Origin of the sequence: Pseudomonas sp. NFPP02, from assembly GCF_900119355.1 — a bacterium.
GTDB classification, from domain to species: Bacteria; Pseudomonadota; Gammaproteobacteria; order Pseudomonadales; family Pseudomonadaceae; genus Aquipseudomonas; species Aquipseudomonas paracarnis.
Map to the genome: position 1 here is coordinate 114,635 of NZ_FPJI01000010.1, position 14,379 is coordinate 129,013.

The following is a 14,379-nucleotide window of genomic DNA, read 5'->3' on the forward strand; positions in this document are numbered from 1 at the left end:
AGGATCACACGCAGGCAAAATATTGACGTTATTCTATAACATTAAGCGAGGCGCTGATGACAAGTATGACCCCACACTCGGCCGAAGCTGTAATCGCGTTCTGGAAACAGGCGGGGCCCAAGCGTTGGTTCACCAAGGACGAGGGGTTCGATAGGGACTTTCGCGATAGATTCAACGCGGCTCATATGCAGGCTGCACGGCGTGAACTCGAAGGTTGGTTGACCACGGCGGATGGCGCGCTGGCGTTATTGATCCTGCTGGATCAGTACCCGCGCAACGCCTTTCGCGGCACGGCGCATATGTTCGCCACCGACCCGCTGGCGCGGTTTTATGCGCGAAAGATGGTGGACGCGGGATTGGATCAACAGGTTGAACCTCAGTTGCGCGCGTTCTGCTATTTGCCTTTTGAACATTCGGAAGACCCGCAGGACCAGCAACGCTCCCTGGCGCTGAACCAGCAGTTGGATGCCAGCACCTACCACTGGGCCAAGGAGCATGCCGACATCATCGAGCGGTTCGGGCGGTTTCCCCATCGTAATGGGGTGTTGGGCAGGGCGAGCACCGATGAAGAACTCGCCTTCCTCAAGGCCGGTGGCTTCGCCGGTTAGGCGTGTTCAGGCGCCAGGCTCTGCTGGGTGGCGACACGGCGAAACCGCCGCACGCCCTTGAGGTCTATCGCCCACCGCAACGCTTCAGTGGCTGAAGGACGCGGGCCTTGGGTGATCGCCTGTTCATCCTTGCCCAGTGCGTCGAGGTAACCCTGGGCACCGCCGCGTTCGCTCCAATAGTGAGTATGGCTGAGCCAGGACTTGGCCAGCCAGCCTTTGCCGTTGCCCACGGTCACCGGCAAGTCCAGCACGCCGCCGCCCATCACGGGCTTGACCGGGCCGCTGACGATGTCGCCGAACAGGCCGAAGGGGGCAGGGAAGTACAGGTTGGTCCAGCGCGTGACGGCAAAGGCTGCGGCGTGGTGCAGGTAGTGCGGGGTGAAGGGCTTTTGGCCGAGCATCAGCGGTTGGCGAGCGTTGTAGCCGTAGCCTTGGGTGTCTTCGGTCGGCGGGCAGGCCGGGGCTTCGCGGCGTTCCATGCGCTGTTTGAAATCACTGACGCTGCGGCCCAGCAACAGGCTGGCGTGGGCCATCGGGCTGCCGACCGTGACTAGGTCGGTGATGCGCCAGGGGTTGCCCAGGCCGCGCTGTTCGGCAAAAGCTTCGGTCTGTTGCTGACGAAAATTCAACAGGTTGCTTAGGCTGCCGTCCAGCAAGGCGCCGGCGGCCGGCAGGGCATCCTTGACCACCGGTTGCAGCGGTTCGCGGTTGGCATAACGGGCTGCCAGCTCACGGTTGCTGGGGGTCAGTTGGGTCAGTTTGTCGTGGTACTCATGCCAGAGGTAGCCGACGATGTCGTAGGCAATCACGCTGCCCAAACTGTGGCCGACGACGATGATGCGCTCGTAGTCACCCTGATTGTGCAGAGCGCGCAGCAGGTCGACACCATCAGCACGGATCTGCTCGCGCACCATCACGTTTTGCGGGTTGGGGCTGAGGTAGCGTGCGGCGTCTCCCAGGTAGGCCAGCGCCGAATAGCGCAGCGCCAGTCCCATTGCCGCGAGCAGCAGGGGAATCAGCGCGAAGGGGTTGTCGCTAAGGGGCAATTGGCCCCAGGCCGTGGCCAATGTACCGCTGGCAACCAGCAGCAATAACACCAGCACCGTCCAGCGCGTGCTGCGCCAGATCGGCACGATGGCCTCGGGAATGTCGCGACGCGGGCGCTTGAAGATATCCCACAGCCAGCCCAGCAGATGGCCGAACTTGGTGCCCTGCATCTTGTGGGCCCAGTAGTATTCATAGAAATCCGTCGAGGTACGGCCCGAGGCCTTCAGTACGCGCAGGTCGAAGTTGCGCGACAGCCGATCCGGCTTGCTCCAGTACAGAGGTGTGCCATCGGGGGTGTCCGTGGGGATCATCGCTTCGACAAAGCCGCGCAAGGTGTCCATTGGGCGCTGTTCGCCGATGCCGTGGATAACCACAACTGCTTGTTTCATGTGCTGTTCCTTCCTTGAAAATCAGCGTGAGCCATAATATTGCCACTAGCCGCGCTATTCCTGCCAGGAATGCCCCCATAAAAACCCTGCATTGTCTTTATCGGCCCTGATCTCGTAGCGTGATGCCTCACACCAGGAGATTGTCCATGAGCCAAGGCCCGCTGCACCTCTACGTTGATTCGCTGTTCACCAGCCCCTATGCCATGTCGGTGTTTGTCGCCTTGCGCGAAAAAGGCCTGGCGTTCGAGACCCTCACCCTGGACCTCGATGCCGGGCAGAACCAGGCGGCAGATTACGTCCAACGCTCCCTGACCCAGCGAGTGCCGACCCTGGTAGACGGTGATTTTGCGCTGTCGGAGTCTTCGGCCATCACCGAGTACCTGGACCAGGCCTACCCTAAGACCCGCGTGTACCCGGCGGATGTGCAGCAGCGGGCGAGGGCGCGACAGGTTCAAGCGTGGTTGCGCAGCGACCTGCTGCCGATTCGCCAGGAGCGCTCGACGCTGGTGGTGTTCTGCGGGCAGAAGAGGCCGCCGTTGTCAGCAGAGGCTCAAGCCGCCGCGACCAAGTTGATCACCGCGGCGCAAGCCTTGCTGGCGGATAACCGCGAGTACCTGTGCGGCCAGTGGTCGATTGCCGATGTGGACCTGGCGGTGATGCTCAATCGTCTGATCCTCAACGGTGACGCCATGCCAGCGCAGCTGGTGGCCTACGCGCAACGCCAGTGGCAGCGGCCGTCAGTGCGCGAGTGGGTCGAGCTGCGACGGCCCGCGCTCTAGCTCTGCCTGCTGGGCAACGCGCCGGTCGAGGTCTTCCCAATCGGCCATGCCCAACACGCGCATGGTGTTCAAACCACGCAAGTAGCCGCGCAGTTGCTCGGCGCTGGCGCTGCCTTTTGCGGCGTCGGCGTGTGAGTCCAGCAGCACGGTTTCGTACTCGACCAGGTAGTCGGCGACTCGCTCGCGAAACTCTGGCAGGACTGCCTCGCGAATACGATCGAAGATTTTCTGGTAGGGCTTCATGGCGGGTCCTTATAGATTTTATGGGCGGCCTGACACTATCGGTTCAAATGATAGTCACCATCAAGGATCACAAGTTCTGTTTTTTCGCCAAACGCGCAGAATCTGCACATCGAGACGCAGCTCAAGGAAAATGCGCGATGAGGACGATTATCCAGTTGGCTTTGATGGCCCTGATGCTGGGCACCGCGGTCATGACCACCCCGGCGATGGCCGATGACGTGCGTACAGGCCATTTGCTGCCACTGGTGGGTAGCGTAGACTCTCTGCAGCGTGCCCAGTCGGTGGGGGTGTTGTTCAGCGAAAACACCCGCGACAACCTCAGCTACCTTGAACGCTACCACGCCATGGCGCTGAACGGCGCCAAGGATGCCTTGGATGGGCGGATTCGCGAGGCGTTCGTCAACAGCTCCGACCCGGAACTGGCGATCGACTGGTTGATGCACTCGTTGCAGGGCACTTTTTTCTCGGTGACGGTTTATAGCAGCCTGGATGCCCTGGTGCAGGCGCACCCGGATGTGGTGGTGGTGCTCGATACCCATAACCAATTGCTGACCCAGCGTAATGACCGGGTCGAAGCACGCTTTGTCGCACGCTTCTACGACGCGAACCTGCAGTTTATCGCCAAGGCCGAAGGCTCGGTGGACAAGCACGTGCCGTCAGTGTGGGTGCACGACAAGGCGGCGCCGGAGATTGCTGCACTGATCGAGCAACAACGCGATGTACAGCAAGATGCCCTGAAGCAGTTCGATGCGTCGCTCAAGGCCCTGGTTCGCGCAGGTTGACCCGCGAATGGTTGTGAACCCTATTTGGTTATTTTCAGGAATGTTTATGCGCTCTTTCTTCGCCCCGGCCCTGGCTTGTGCTTCGTTATTGTTGACCGGCTGTATCACGGCGCCAAATGCCCCATCACTGACCCTGCAAACCAACAAGACCCCCGACGGCTATGTGCAATGCGTGTTGCCCAAGCTGGAAAAGCACGGCATCACCTCGACCGTCACCCAGAACTCGCGCCACGCCAAGGTGCTGTTGACCAGCAAGATTGCCGCCGATGATGTGCTGGAGGCCTACAAGTCCCAGGACGGCACCAAGGTCTTCCTGTACGAGCGCAAGCCGCTGGCTTCGGCGATCAAGCCATCGCGGCTGGAGCAGGCCGCACAGGATTGCAGATAAACCCAGGCACAACGCAAATCCAAAGGTGGGCGGGGGCAACCTTTGACACCCTGTAGGAGCGAGCTTGCTCGCGAAAGACGTCAACGGTAACGCGCGCTCCCTGAATAAACGCGGCGCCTATGATTTTTTCGCGAGCAAGCTCGCTCCTACAGGGTATTGGCCCCATTTGGATCAGGGGTTGGCTTCGTTGCTGAAGCTGTCGACAGTCTTGACCAATCCCTGCGCCGCCAACGCCACCAACTCACCGCCTTTCTCCACAGTAGCCAACGCCGGGTCCGAGCCCATGCGGCCGTCAGGGAAGCGCGCCCGGAAGTCCAGGGCCTCGCGGATCGGGCCGGTGTTGGCGATTCGTGGTGAGTAGTCGGCAGACTTGATCGCGTCCGGATACGCCCACTGCGTCACGGCAATTTCCGACGGCGTGGCGTGGCTGCCATGCCCGACCGGGAATTGACGCTGGGCCAGGTCAGTGACGCCTTCCAGGTCCCACCAGTTCACCAGCTTCAGCGCGAACCCGGCCGGGCGGCGGGCGAAGCTGGCTTCGGCGTACAGCTCGGAGAACGCCGCTTCAATCGTGGCGATGTTGCCGCCGTGGCCGTTCAGGAACAGGATCTTTTCGAAACCATGCCCGGCCAACGAGCGCACCCAGTCGCCAATTGCGGCGATAAAGGTGGAAGGGCGCAGGGAGATGGTGCCGGGAAAGCCCAGGTGGTGTTGGGCCATACCGATATTGAAGGTCGGGCCGACCAGGATATCGGCGTGCTTCTGGGCGTGGTGGGCGATGATTTCCGGGCACATCCAGTCAGTGCCCAACAGGCCGGTGGGGCCATGTTGCTCGTTGGAACCGATGGGAATCACCACCGTGCGGCTGCGTTCCAGGAACTGCCCGATTTCGATCCAGGTGGAGGTGTGTAGAAGCATGCGACGCTCTCTTTTATCTATGGGGACAGGCTATCCGCCACGGATTGTACGACTACTCGCCACCTGTTGGGGTTTGCAATTGAGGTAGGTCGACGACTTCAGCCAGCGCTGGTCGGGGTACCACGAAAACATGAACTGCCCGTCCTTGAGCTTGTCCACCACTTGACGGGCAACTTGCGGGCGCACGGCCGGGCAACCCTGGCTGCGGCCGATGCGGCCTTCGCGCTTGCTCCACAAAGGGCTGACGTAGTCGGCGGCATGAATCACGATGGCGCGGTCGCGTGCCTGGTCATTGAAGCCGGGTTCCAGACCGTCCATGCGCAGCGAGTAGCCATGGGCGCCCAGGTAGCTTTCCTGGGTGCGGAACAAGCCCAGGCTCGACTGGTGGCTGCCCTCGAGGTTGGAGAACTGGGTGGCGAAGTTTTCCCCGGACTTGGCGCCGTGGGCCACCAGGTCGCGTAATACCAGGGTCTTTTTGCGCAGGTCGAAGATCCACAGGCGACGGGCGGTCGAGGGCTGGGAGTAGTCAATAACCGCTAGGCGATCGGAACGTTCCTCGCCGTTATTGACCGCGCACTGTACGGCGCTCAGGGCGCTTTTCAGCACGGTGGGATTGAGTTCTGGAGCCGAGCGCGCCAGGCTGCTATACAGGGAAGGAGAGGTGCCATTGGCGGCGAGCGCAACATTGCTCAATAAAGCCAGGCACCCAGTGATCAAGCCCAGGCTGGATAGCCTGAGCAGGCGTATAAAAGTCAGCATCTACAGTCGAGTCCCCGCTGTGGAGTGGAGCTAAGTCAATTGTTCAAAAAACACGCATGTTACTTGAGCATTTGCCTGCTCGTTGCACCATTGGTCGCTACAGCCGAAACGCTGCCGTTGGAGCCATTGCCCGTCACCACCCCTGCACCGGTCGCGCTGGCGCCACTGCAACAGGCGTTGGCGCAGTTGACCAGTGTCTGCCCGCACCTTGCGCCGCGTATCGATGCTGCCGCGTTGGTGCGCCTGCAAGCCTTTTACCAGCAGCAGGGCGATGCCCCGCTATGGTCGGCTGACGAACGCCGGCAAGCCTTGCACAGCCAGTTGCTGATGCTTGCCGACGATGGCCTGGACCCCACCCACTATAGCTTGCCTGCGGCGGATGCCACGGCCAACGTGCTGTGCAGCGATATCGCCAACAGCCAGCAGTACCTGCAAGCCCTGCAGGATTTGCATTACGGGCGCCTGCAGCAATCGCGCTTTGAGCCTCTATGGCATTCACAGCCGCCCAGTGGCGATCCTAATGCCGAGGTACTGGCGTTCGCCGCCACCGGCCTGCAAGACATGGCCCAAGCCTTCGATCAGGCGCGGCCCAGCGCTGATTTGTATCGCAGCCTGCGCAATGCCTACGCCGGCGTGCGCCAGCAACCGCTGCCCCATTGGGACCCGGTCGCCGAGGGCGCGTTGTTGCGCCCGGGGATGAACGACCCCCGCGTGCCGGAACTGGCGCGGCGCCTGCACAGCGGTGGCTACCTGGCTCAGTTGCCCAGTGGCAACGGCAAGCAATACCAGGGCGAACTGGTCAAAGCGGTGAAAGCGTTTCAGCTCAGCCACTCGTTGCAGGCCGACGGCGTGGTCGGCGCCGGCACCGTGGCCGAACTCAATATCAGCCCGGCGGTGCGTCGTGAACAGCTGCGCATCAACCTGGAGCGCTTCCGCTGGCTGGCCCAGGACCTGGAGCCTGAAGGTGTCGTGGTCAATGTGGCCGCCGCACAACTGAGCGTGTATCAGAGCGGCATCCCGGTGTGGCAAACCCGCCTGCAAGTAGGCCGTGCCGAACGCCAGACACCACTGCTCAAGTCGCGCATCACTCGGCTGACCCTCAACCCCACCTGGACCATCCCGCCGACCATCATGCGTGAGGACAAGCTGCCCGCCATCCGTCTCAACCCTGAATACCTGCGCCAGCAGAACCTGCAGGTGCTCGACGCCGAAGGTCACCCATTGACCCCCGACCAAGTCGACTGGGCACGCCCCGGCAATATCCTGCTGCGCCAGCAGGCCGGCCCGCGTAACCCGCTGGGCAAGATTGTGATGCGCTTTCCCAATCCGTATTCGGTGTACCTGCATGACACCCCCAGCCAGCCCTTGTTCACCAAGGGCCCACGGGCGTTCAGTTCGGGATGCGTGCGGGTCGAGCAACCGTTGTTATTGCGCGATCTGCTCGTAACGCCCGCCGAACGCACCCGCACCGATGAGCTGCTGGCGACCGGCGAAACCCATGAATTCAGGCTCGCCACGCCGGTACCGGTGCTGTTGGGGTATTGGACGGTAGAAGTGGATCGCCAGGGCGAGTTGGTGTACGCGCCGGATATTTATGCGCGTGACCCGGTGTTGATCAAGGCCATGGGCAGCGTGTTATAGCGTCAGATGGCTTGATATGAATGTAGGAGCGAGCTTGCTCGCGAAAAACGCCAACGATAACGCGTGCTTCCTGAATGAACGCGGTGTCTGTGAGTTTTTCGCGAGCAAGCTCGCTCCTACGTTCTATTCCGGCATCAGTTGCTGGCGGCATTCCAGCACCAGGCGGGCGCCGCCCAACTCACTGGTGCCGACCTCCAGCTTGAAGCCATGCAAGTTGATGATCGCCGCCACAATCGACAGGCCCAGCCCAAAGCCGCCTTGCTGATCACTCTCATCGACCCGATAGAAACGCTGGAACACCGACGCGCGCTCGGCGGCTGGAATGCCTGGCCCGGAGTCGAGCACTTCGATGCGCGTACTCCCAAGGTCGTTGACTGCTCGCAGGATCACCTTGCCATTGGGCGGGGTGAACTTGATCGAGTTACTCAGCAGGTTGGCCAGGGCTTCAAACAACAGCGCACGGTCACCGGTAATCCACGGCAGTGAGTCAGGCGCCTGCAGCACCAACTCCAGTTCGCCTTCTTCGGCCAGGGGCAGGTAGAAATCATGCAGTTCGCGCAGCAACGGCAGCGGGTCCAGCACCAGGAAGCCTGAGCGACGCTGATGGTCTTCCAGTTCCGAGATGCGCAGCAGCCCGCGAAAACGCGCCATCAGCGTGTCGGTTTCGGCGATGGCGTCATCGAGTTTTACCGCGTGGGCCGAGTCTTCCTCGGCTTGTTGCTTGATGCGGTAAAGCTGGGCGCGCAAGCGAGTGAGCGGGGTGCGCAGGTCGTGGGCGATGTTGTCGCACACGCCCTTGACCTCGTTCATCAGTTTTTCGATGCGGTCGAGCATGGCATTGACGATGGCGGCGAGCATGTCCAGCTCGTCGCGCCGGTTGGACAGCGGCAACCGGTGCGTCAGGTCGCCGGCGACGATGGCCTCGGCGCTGGCCTGGATCCCGCGAATGCGCCGCAACGGGCGGCGGCGCAGCAGGTGCCAGCCGGCAGCGCCAGGAATGATGGTCAAGGACAGCGCCCACAGCAGGGCGTGCCAGATAATCCGCGTTACCCCGAACAACGAGCCGTTGGCGCGTACCAACACCAGCCAGCGGCCGTCTTCGGTGTGGGTGGCCACGGCGTCGCAGCTGTCCTTGGGCAGTTTGGGGTCATCGGATTGCACGCAATTGGTCAGGGCGTAGATCTTGCCATCCAGCGGCAAGTCGGGTGGTACGGCACGGATCGGCCCGCTCAAGGGGCGAAATTGCTCATCGAACAGGCCATAGGCGTCCACGCCCTTCATGTCGAAGGTCATGCTGGTGGTCAGCGCTTCCACCAGTTCTTCGCCGTCGAAACGCTGGAAAAGATGCTGGCGCTGCAACAGGGAATGGCGCGACAAGTCGCTGAGGTAGCCTGAGACCTCGTAGTACAGCACCCCCATGAGGATGCAACTCCACGCCACGAACAACGAACTGTACAGCGCCAGCAAGCGGCTGCTGGAAGAGCGCCAGCCTTTAGAGGGGTTCAGCAATGACATAGCCCGAGCCTCGTACCGTGCGGATCAGCGGCGTGAGGCCCGGTGGGTCGATTTTCTTGCGCAGACGGCCGATGTGCACGTCGATCAGGTTGGTGCCGGGGTCGAAGTGATAGCCCCAGACTTCCTCGAAAATCATCATCCGCGACAGGATCTGCCCGGTGTTGCGCATCAGGAATTCCAGCAGTTTGTATTCAGTGGGCAGCAGCGTCAGCGGCTGGTCGGCCCGGCTGGCTTCGCGGCTGATCAGGTTCAGTTCCAGGTCGGCCACGCGCAGAGCGGTTTCGAATTCCTGAACGGTGCTTTTACGCCGCAGCAGCACCTCGACACGGGCGGCCATTTCATCCGAGGCGAACGGCTTGGTCAGGTAGTCATCACCGCCGGCACGCAGGCCGCGCACGCGCTCGTCGACATCGGAGAGGGCGCTGATCATCAGGATCGGCGTAGACACCCCAATGGTGCGCAACGTGGTGACGATGGCCAGGCCATCCAGCTCGGGCAGCATGCGGTCGAGGGTGATCAGGTCGTAATCCCCACTCACGGCACGGACCAGGCCCTCGCGGCCGTTGTCCACCCAATCTACGTCCAGTCCATGGCTACTCAGCTCGGCGACAATCTCGCGGGCCGTTACGGCGTCATCCTCGATGGTCAAAATGCGGGTCATAGGATTACCTGGTGAGCGTTCACACTAGAAGTGGCGACATTTTGCCAAGAAGTTGCTGAATGTTTCCTAAATAAAACTTCATCTTCTTCAAACCGACATCGCCCTGTGGGAGCTGGCTTGCCTGCGATGGCGGCTTACCTGCTGGCATATTCGTTGGCGGTCATGCCGCTATCGCAGGCAAGCCAGCTCCCACAGGGGAGTGCATTACGCCCGCCTAATATCGCCGTTTATTGCAACCTGCATGATCTGGCTAAGTTCAATTTAAATAAATCATTGAAATTAAAGGAATTTAATTTTAATCGCCGCTGGCACGCTGCCTGCACTGTCCGTTTTGAGACTTGTAACATCATTTTTCGTGCCTGGAGCAAAACAACAATGATCACATCCTCAACCACGCTGCAAGAGTCAAGCACGCTCTCCGGGGTTTCCTGGGGGGCGATTTTCGCCGGTGCCGCTGCGGCGGCTGCACTGTCATTGATCTTGGTATTGCTGGGCTTCGGCCTGGGCTTTTCGGCGGTGTCGCCTTGGGCTGACAGCGGTATCAGCGCCAAGGGCCTTGGCATTTCCACAATTGTCTGGCTAGCGTTCACCCAGATCGTTGCTTCGGGCCTGGGCGGTTACATCGCCGGTCGTTTGCGGGTGAAGTGGGCCAATATGCACGGGGACGAGGTGTACTTTCGCGACACCGCCCATGGCTTCCTGGCGTGGGCAGTGGCCACATTGATCACGGCGATGCTGGTGGTCGGCTCGGTCAGCAGTGTGGTCAGCGGCGGCGTGAAAGCTGGCGCCAGCGTGGCATCGGGCGCCGCCAGCGGCCTCACCCAAGCTGCTGGCAGCGCGGCAAAAGGTGCCGACAGTGGTGACTTCGGTTATTACGTCGACAGCCTGTTCCGCGATGATCGCCCAGCGGCGGTCAGCGATGATGCAGCCCACGCCGTGGTCGGTCGTATCCTGACGCGTACGTTGAGCAACGACGGCCAACTGGCAGCGGAAGATCGCGCCTACCTGGCCCAACTGATCAGCCAGCGCACCAACCTTAGCCAGGCCGATGCCGAAGCCCGTATCGACAAGGTCTATGGCGACGCGCGCAAGGCCGTTGAAGACGCCAAGCTCAAAGCCAAACAAGCCGCTGACACCGCTGCGAAAGTAGCGGCCTACACCTCGCTGTGGACCTTCGTGGCCCTGCTCATCGGTGCGTTCTTCGCCAGCTTCGCCGCCACCTTCGGCGGCCGCCGCCGGGATGCCGTGGTGTACGTCGAAACCGAAAACTACGTTCGTTAATTCAAGGAGAACATGATGCGCTCATTACTGCTGTGGTTCCTCGGCGTGCCGATTCCGGTGATCATCCTGATCGCGATTTTCATGCACTAATTGTAGGAGCGAGCTTGCTCGCGAAGAACTGCTGGGCGCCGCGTTCATTCAAAATGGCCGCGGCGTTCTTGCGTTTTTCGCGAGCAAGCTCGCTCCTACAGGGGCAGGGGTAGGGCAGGCCCCGTCAGTCGTCGAACCCAACCTGCTCATGAATCTCATCCACCTTCAATTCCAACCGATACGCCACCGCAATGAACAACGCCTGGCACAGGCACAGCGTGGCGCTCAGCGAGCGGAAAGCAAACGAGGAGCCTTCATTGACCAACAGCACCGCATTCGCTCGCTTGGCCAGGGGCGACAGGTTGCTGTCGGTGATGATCAGGGTCTTGGCCTGGTGATGCTGCGCGATGCGCAGGCAGTGCTGGGTCTCTTTGCCGTAGGGCGTGAAGCTGATGGCTATCACCAGGTCGTTGGCGCGCACGCTGCGCATCTGCTCGCGATAACTGCCGCCTAGCCCCGAGATCAGGTGGATGCGCTTGTTGGTGTGCTGCAGGTTGTAGACCAGGTAGTCGGCCACCGCAAAGGAGCGGCGCACGCCGACCACGTAGATGTTGTCGGCATTGACCACCAGGTCCACGGCTTTCTCGAAGGCCGCATCGTCCAACTCCAGCCCCAAGCGTTCGATGCCCGACAGGGTGGCGTTGACGCACTCGCGCGCCAGGTCGCCGCCGCTGGCCTTCTGGGACTTGTTGGCGATCATGCTGCGAATGCGCTGCTGGTAGTTCTGCACTGGCGTGGTCTTGTGCGTATACGCCTCGCGAAACAGCGCCTGCATCTCACTGAACCCGCTGAAGCCGAAGCGCTGGGAAAACCGCACGATGGCCGAAGGGTGCACTTCGCATTCCCGGGCGATGTCGCTGATCCGGTCGACCATGATCCGGTCACTCTGCTGACTCATGTAGCTGGCGATACGCTTGAGCTGGCGCGGCAGGCTCTCGTATTCGTCGGTGATCAGCTGCAACAGGCGTTCGGCATTGATCGGAGGGCTGGCGATAGTTTCTTCCAGGGTAGTCTCGGGATCGGTGCGGGACATGGGCAATCCTTCTGGCGTGTTCGTCTGATGCGCTGATAGGTGGCGCAAGTCTACAGGGTAGGCACAAAAAAATACCCCGGCATCGCGGCCCGCGTGGCCTGCTGAAACGATGCATGGGCGCTGGCGTGCCGCTATCCTGAGGTATTGGAAAAAATATTCCACTAAAAATAATTATGGAATAAATATTGATTGCTGCCAGAGGACGTTCTAGTCTGCTCCCACCAAGAGCGTTTGCCGTCGCCACGGCGGCACAACGCAGGCTGATAAAAATAACAGGAGCCAGCATGGGCCAGACTCGTTTTGCCAGTGGGCGTCAATTGGATCTGATTTGCCTCGGGCGCCTGGGCGTCGATCTTTATGCGCAGCAAGTCGGTGCGCGGCTTGAGGATGTGTCCAGCTTCGCCAAGTATCTGGGCGGTTCTTCCGCCAATATCGCTTTCGGCACGGCCAGGCTTGGGCTCAAGTCGGGGATGCTGAGCAGGGTGGGTGATGACCATATGGGCCGTTTCCTGGTGGAATCCCTGGCCCGTGAAGGCTGTGATGTCAGCGGCATCAAGGTCGACCCGGAGCGCCTCACCGCCCTGGTGCTGCTGGGCCTCAAGGACCGCGAAACCTTCCCTCTGGTGTTCTACCGCGAAAACTGCGCCGACATGGCCCTGCGCGCCGAAGACATCAGCGAAGCCTTTATTGCCTCCAGCAAAGCGCTGTTGATCACCGGTACGCATTTCTCCACCGACGGCGTGTACAAAGCCAGCCTCCAGGCCCTGGATTACGCGGCCAGGCACAACGTCAAGCGCGTGCTGGACATCGACTACCGCCCTGTGTTGTGGGGCTTGGCAGGCAAGGCCGATGGTGAAACCCGTTTCGTCGCCGACCAGAATGTGAGCCAGCATGTGCAGAAGATCCTGCCGCGTTTCGACCTGATCGTCGGCACCGAGGAGGAGTTCCTGATTGCCGGCGGCAGTGAAGACCTGCTCACCGCCCTGCGCACCGTGCGTGAACTGACCCCGGCCACCCTGGTGGTCAAGCTCGGCCCCCAGGGCTGCACGGTGATTCACGGCGCAATTCCGGCGCGCCTGGAAGACGGGGCCATCTATCCTGGCGTGCGGGTTGAAGTGCTCAACGTGTTGGGCGCCGGTGACGCCTTTATGTCAGGTTTCCTCAGCGGCTGGATCAATGACGCCAGCGATGAGCGTTGCAGCCAGTTGGCCAATGCCTGTGGCGGCCTGGTGGTATCGCGCCACGCCTGTGCGCCAGCGATGCCGACCCCCGCCGAACTCGATTACCTGTTCAACAGCCCCGTGCCCATCACCCGGCCGGACCAGGACGTGACCCTGCAACGCCTGCACCGTGTCACGGTGCCGCGCAAAGCCTGGAAGCAACTGTTCGTCTTTGCCTTCGACCACCGCTGGCAATTGGTGGAGCTGGCGCAAAAAGGCGGCCAGGCCCCTGAGCGTATCAGCGACATCAAGCAGTTGTTTATCCAGGCCATCGAACGCGTCGAGCGAAAACTCACCGAGCAGGGCGTCGAGGCGGATGTGGGCCTGCTCGCCGACCAACGCTTTGGCCAGGATGCACTCAACGCCGCCAGCGGTCGCGGCTGGTGGATCGCTCGCCCTGTGGAAGTGCAGAACTCGCGGCCCCTCGCGTTCGAGCACGGGCGTTCGATCGGCAGCAACCTGATTGCCTGGCCCCAGGAACAGATCATCAAGTGCCTGGTGCAATTTCACCCCGATGACGAGCCGATGCTGCGCCTGGAACAGGAAGCGCAACTCAAGGCGGTGTACGAGGCGTCGCTGGTCAGTGGCCACGAACTGCTGCTGGAAGTCATCCCACCCAAGGATCACCCGTCCACCTACCCGGACGTGCTCTACCGTAGCCTCAAGCGCCTGTACAACCTGGGCATTTACCCGGCCTGGTGGAAGATCGAAACCCAATCGGCCGAAGACTGGAAAAAGCTCGACGAACTGATCCAGGAACGCGACCCCTACTGCCGTGGCGTGGTGTTGCTGGGCCTGAATGCTTCCCCCGAGTTTCTCGCCGATGGCTTCAAGCAAGCCAGCCAGAGCAGCACCTGCCGTGGGTTTGCCGTGGGCCGCACGATCTTCCACGAGCCGAGCCGGGCGTGGATGGCGGGGGAGATTGATGATGAAACGCTGATCCAGCAGGTGCAGGCGACCTTCGAACAGCTCATCAATGCCTGGCTCAGCGCCCGACAGTAAATACGATCAAATGTGGGAGCTGG

General features: G+C 61.3%; 14 protein-coding genes. 7 read left to right on the top strand and 7 right to left on the bottom strand.

Annotated elements, in window-relative coordinates; all coding sequences use genetic code 11:
• The first annotated feature begins 65 nt into the window (after positions 1 to 65).
• Positions 66 to 608: a DUF924 family protein gene (locus BT204_RS18355; protein WP_034125710.1), complete on the top strand. Its 543-nt coding sequence runs from the start codon at positions 66 to 68 to the stop codon at positions 606 to 608.
• On the opposite strand, the gene BT204_RS18360 is transcribed toward BT204_RS18355, so the two are convergent.
• Complete coding sequence (locus tag BT204_RS18360) at positions 605 to 2,044, bottom strand: alpha/beta hydrolase family protein (protein WP_072447775.1); 1,440 nt, start codon at positions 2,042 to 2,044, stop codon at positions 605 to 607. The genes BT204_RS18355 and BT204_RS18360 overlap by 4 nt on opposite strands.
• A 146-nt stretch (positions 2,045 to 2,190) precedes the next feature.
• Here BT204_RS18360 and yfcF point away from each other — a divergent pair, with 146 nt between their 5' ends.
• Positions 2,191 to 2,823, top strand: coding sequence for a glutathione transferase (yfcF, locus tag BT204_RS18365; protein ID WP_072447777.1), 633 nt, complete (start codon positions 2,191 to 2,193; stop codon positions 2,821 to 2,823).
• Here yfcF and BT204_RS18370 read toward each other — a convergent pair.
• Positions 2,782 to 3,066 (bottom strand): hypothetical protein, encoded by a 285-nt coding sequence (locus BT204_RS18370; protein WP_034125707.1) that lies wholly within the window; start codon positions 3,064 to 3,066, stop codon positions 2,782 to 2,784. The two genes, yfcF and BT204_RS18370, sit on opposite strands and share 42 nt — an antisense overlap.
• Before the next feature lie 137 nt (positions 3,067 to 3,203).
• Between BT204_RS18370 and BT204_RS18375 the strand changes: the two genes are divergently transcribed.
• Complete coding sequence (locus BT204_RS18375; RefSeq protein WP_054897774.1) at positions 3,204 to 3,848, top strand: hypothetical protein; 645 nt, start codon at positions 3,204 to 3,206, stop codon at positions 3,846 to 3,848.
• Positions 3,849 to 3,894: 46 nt separating this feature from the next.
• Positions 3,895 to 4,236, top strand: coding sequence for a hypothetical protein (locus tag BT204_RS18380; protein WP_034125705.1), 342 nt, complete (start codon positions 3,895 to 3,897; stop codon positions 4,234 to 4,236).
• A 171-nt stretch (positions 4,237 to 4,407) separates the two neighbouring features.
• On the opposite strand, the gene BT204_RS18385 is transcribed toward BT204_RS18380, so the two are convergent.
• Both BT204_RS18385 and BT204_RS18390 read right to left on the bottom strand, forming a co-directional pair.
• On the bottom strand, positions 4,408 to 5,154 hold the full coding sequence (locus BT204_RS18385; protein WP_072447779.1) for a creatininase family protein: 747 nt from the start codon (positions 5,152 to 5,154) through the stop codon (positions 4,408 to 4,410).
• Positions 5,155 to 5,184: 30 nt separating this feature from the next.
• Complete coding sequence (locus BT204_RS18390) at positions 5,185 to 5,913, bottom strand: murein L,D-transpeptidase catalytic domain family protein (protein ID WP_054897775.1); 729 nt, start codon at positions 5,911 to 5,913, stop codon at positions 5,185 to 5,187.
• Positions 5,914 to 5,952: 39 nt separating this feature from the next.
• On the opposite strand from BT204_RS18390, the gene BT204_RS18395 reads away from it, so the two are divergent.
• Positions 5,953 to 7,554 carry a L,D-transpeptidase family protein gene (locus BT204_RS18395; protein WP_072447781.1) on the top strand — a complete coding sequence of 534 codons (1,602 nt, stop codon included), beginning with the start codon at positions 5,953 to 5,955 and terminating at the stop codon, positions 7,552 to 7,554.
• A 123-nt stretch (positions 7,555 to 7,677) separates the two neighbouring features.
• Here BT204_RS18395 and BT204_RS18400 read toward each other — a convergent pair whose 3' ends face one another.
• Positions 7,678 to 9,069 (bottom strand): sensor histidine kinase, encoded by a 1,392-nt coding sequence (locus BT204_RS18400; protein ID WP_034125702.1) that lies wholly within the window; start codon positions 9,067 to 9,069, stop codon positions 7,678 to 7,680.
• Positions 9,047 to 9,730, bottom strand: coding sequence for a response regulator transcription factor (locus BT204_RS18405; protein ID WP_003191687.1), 684 nt, complete (start codon positions 9,728 to 9,730; stop codon positions 9,047 to 9,049). Before BT204_RS18405 ends, BT204_RS18400 begins: the two co-directional genes overlap by 23 nt.
• 375 nt (positions 9,731 to 10,105) lie before the next feature.
• Here BT204_RS18405 and BT204_RS18410 point away from each other — a divergent pair, with 375 nt between their 5' ends.
• On the top strand, positions 10,106 to 11,011 hold the full coding sequence (locus BT204_RS18410; RefSeq protein ID WP_054897777.1) for a hypothetical protein: 906 nt from the start codon (positions 10,106 to 10,108) through the stop codon (positions 11,009 to 11,011).
• 214 nt (positions 11,012 to 11,225) lie between these two features.
• Here BT204_RS18410 and BT204_RS18415 read toward each other — a convergent pair whose 3' ends face one another.
• The gene (locus BT204_RS18415) at positions 11,226 to 12,134 is read right to left on the bottom strand and encodes a MurR/RpiR family transcriptional regulator (protein WP_034125700.1); all 909 of its coding nucleotides are present in this window, start codon (positions 12,132 to 12,134) and stop codon (positions 11,226 to 11,228) included.
• Between the two features lie 284 nt (positions 12,135 to 12,418).
• Between BT204_RS18415 and iolC the strand changes: the two genes are divergently transcribed.
• Positions 12,419 to 14,356 (top strand): bifunctional 5-dehydro-2-deoxygluconokinase/5-dehydro-2-deoxyphosphogluconate aldolase, encoded by a 1,938-nt coding sequence (gene iolC, locus BT204_RS18420; RefSeq protein WP_072447783.1) that lies wholly within the window; start codon positions 12,419 to 12,421, stop codon positions 14,354 to 14,356.
• Positions 14,357 to 14,379 lie beyond the last annotated feature (23 nt).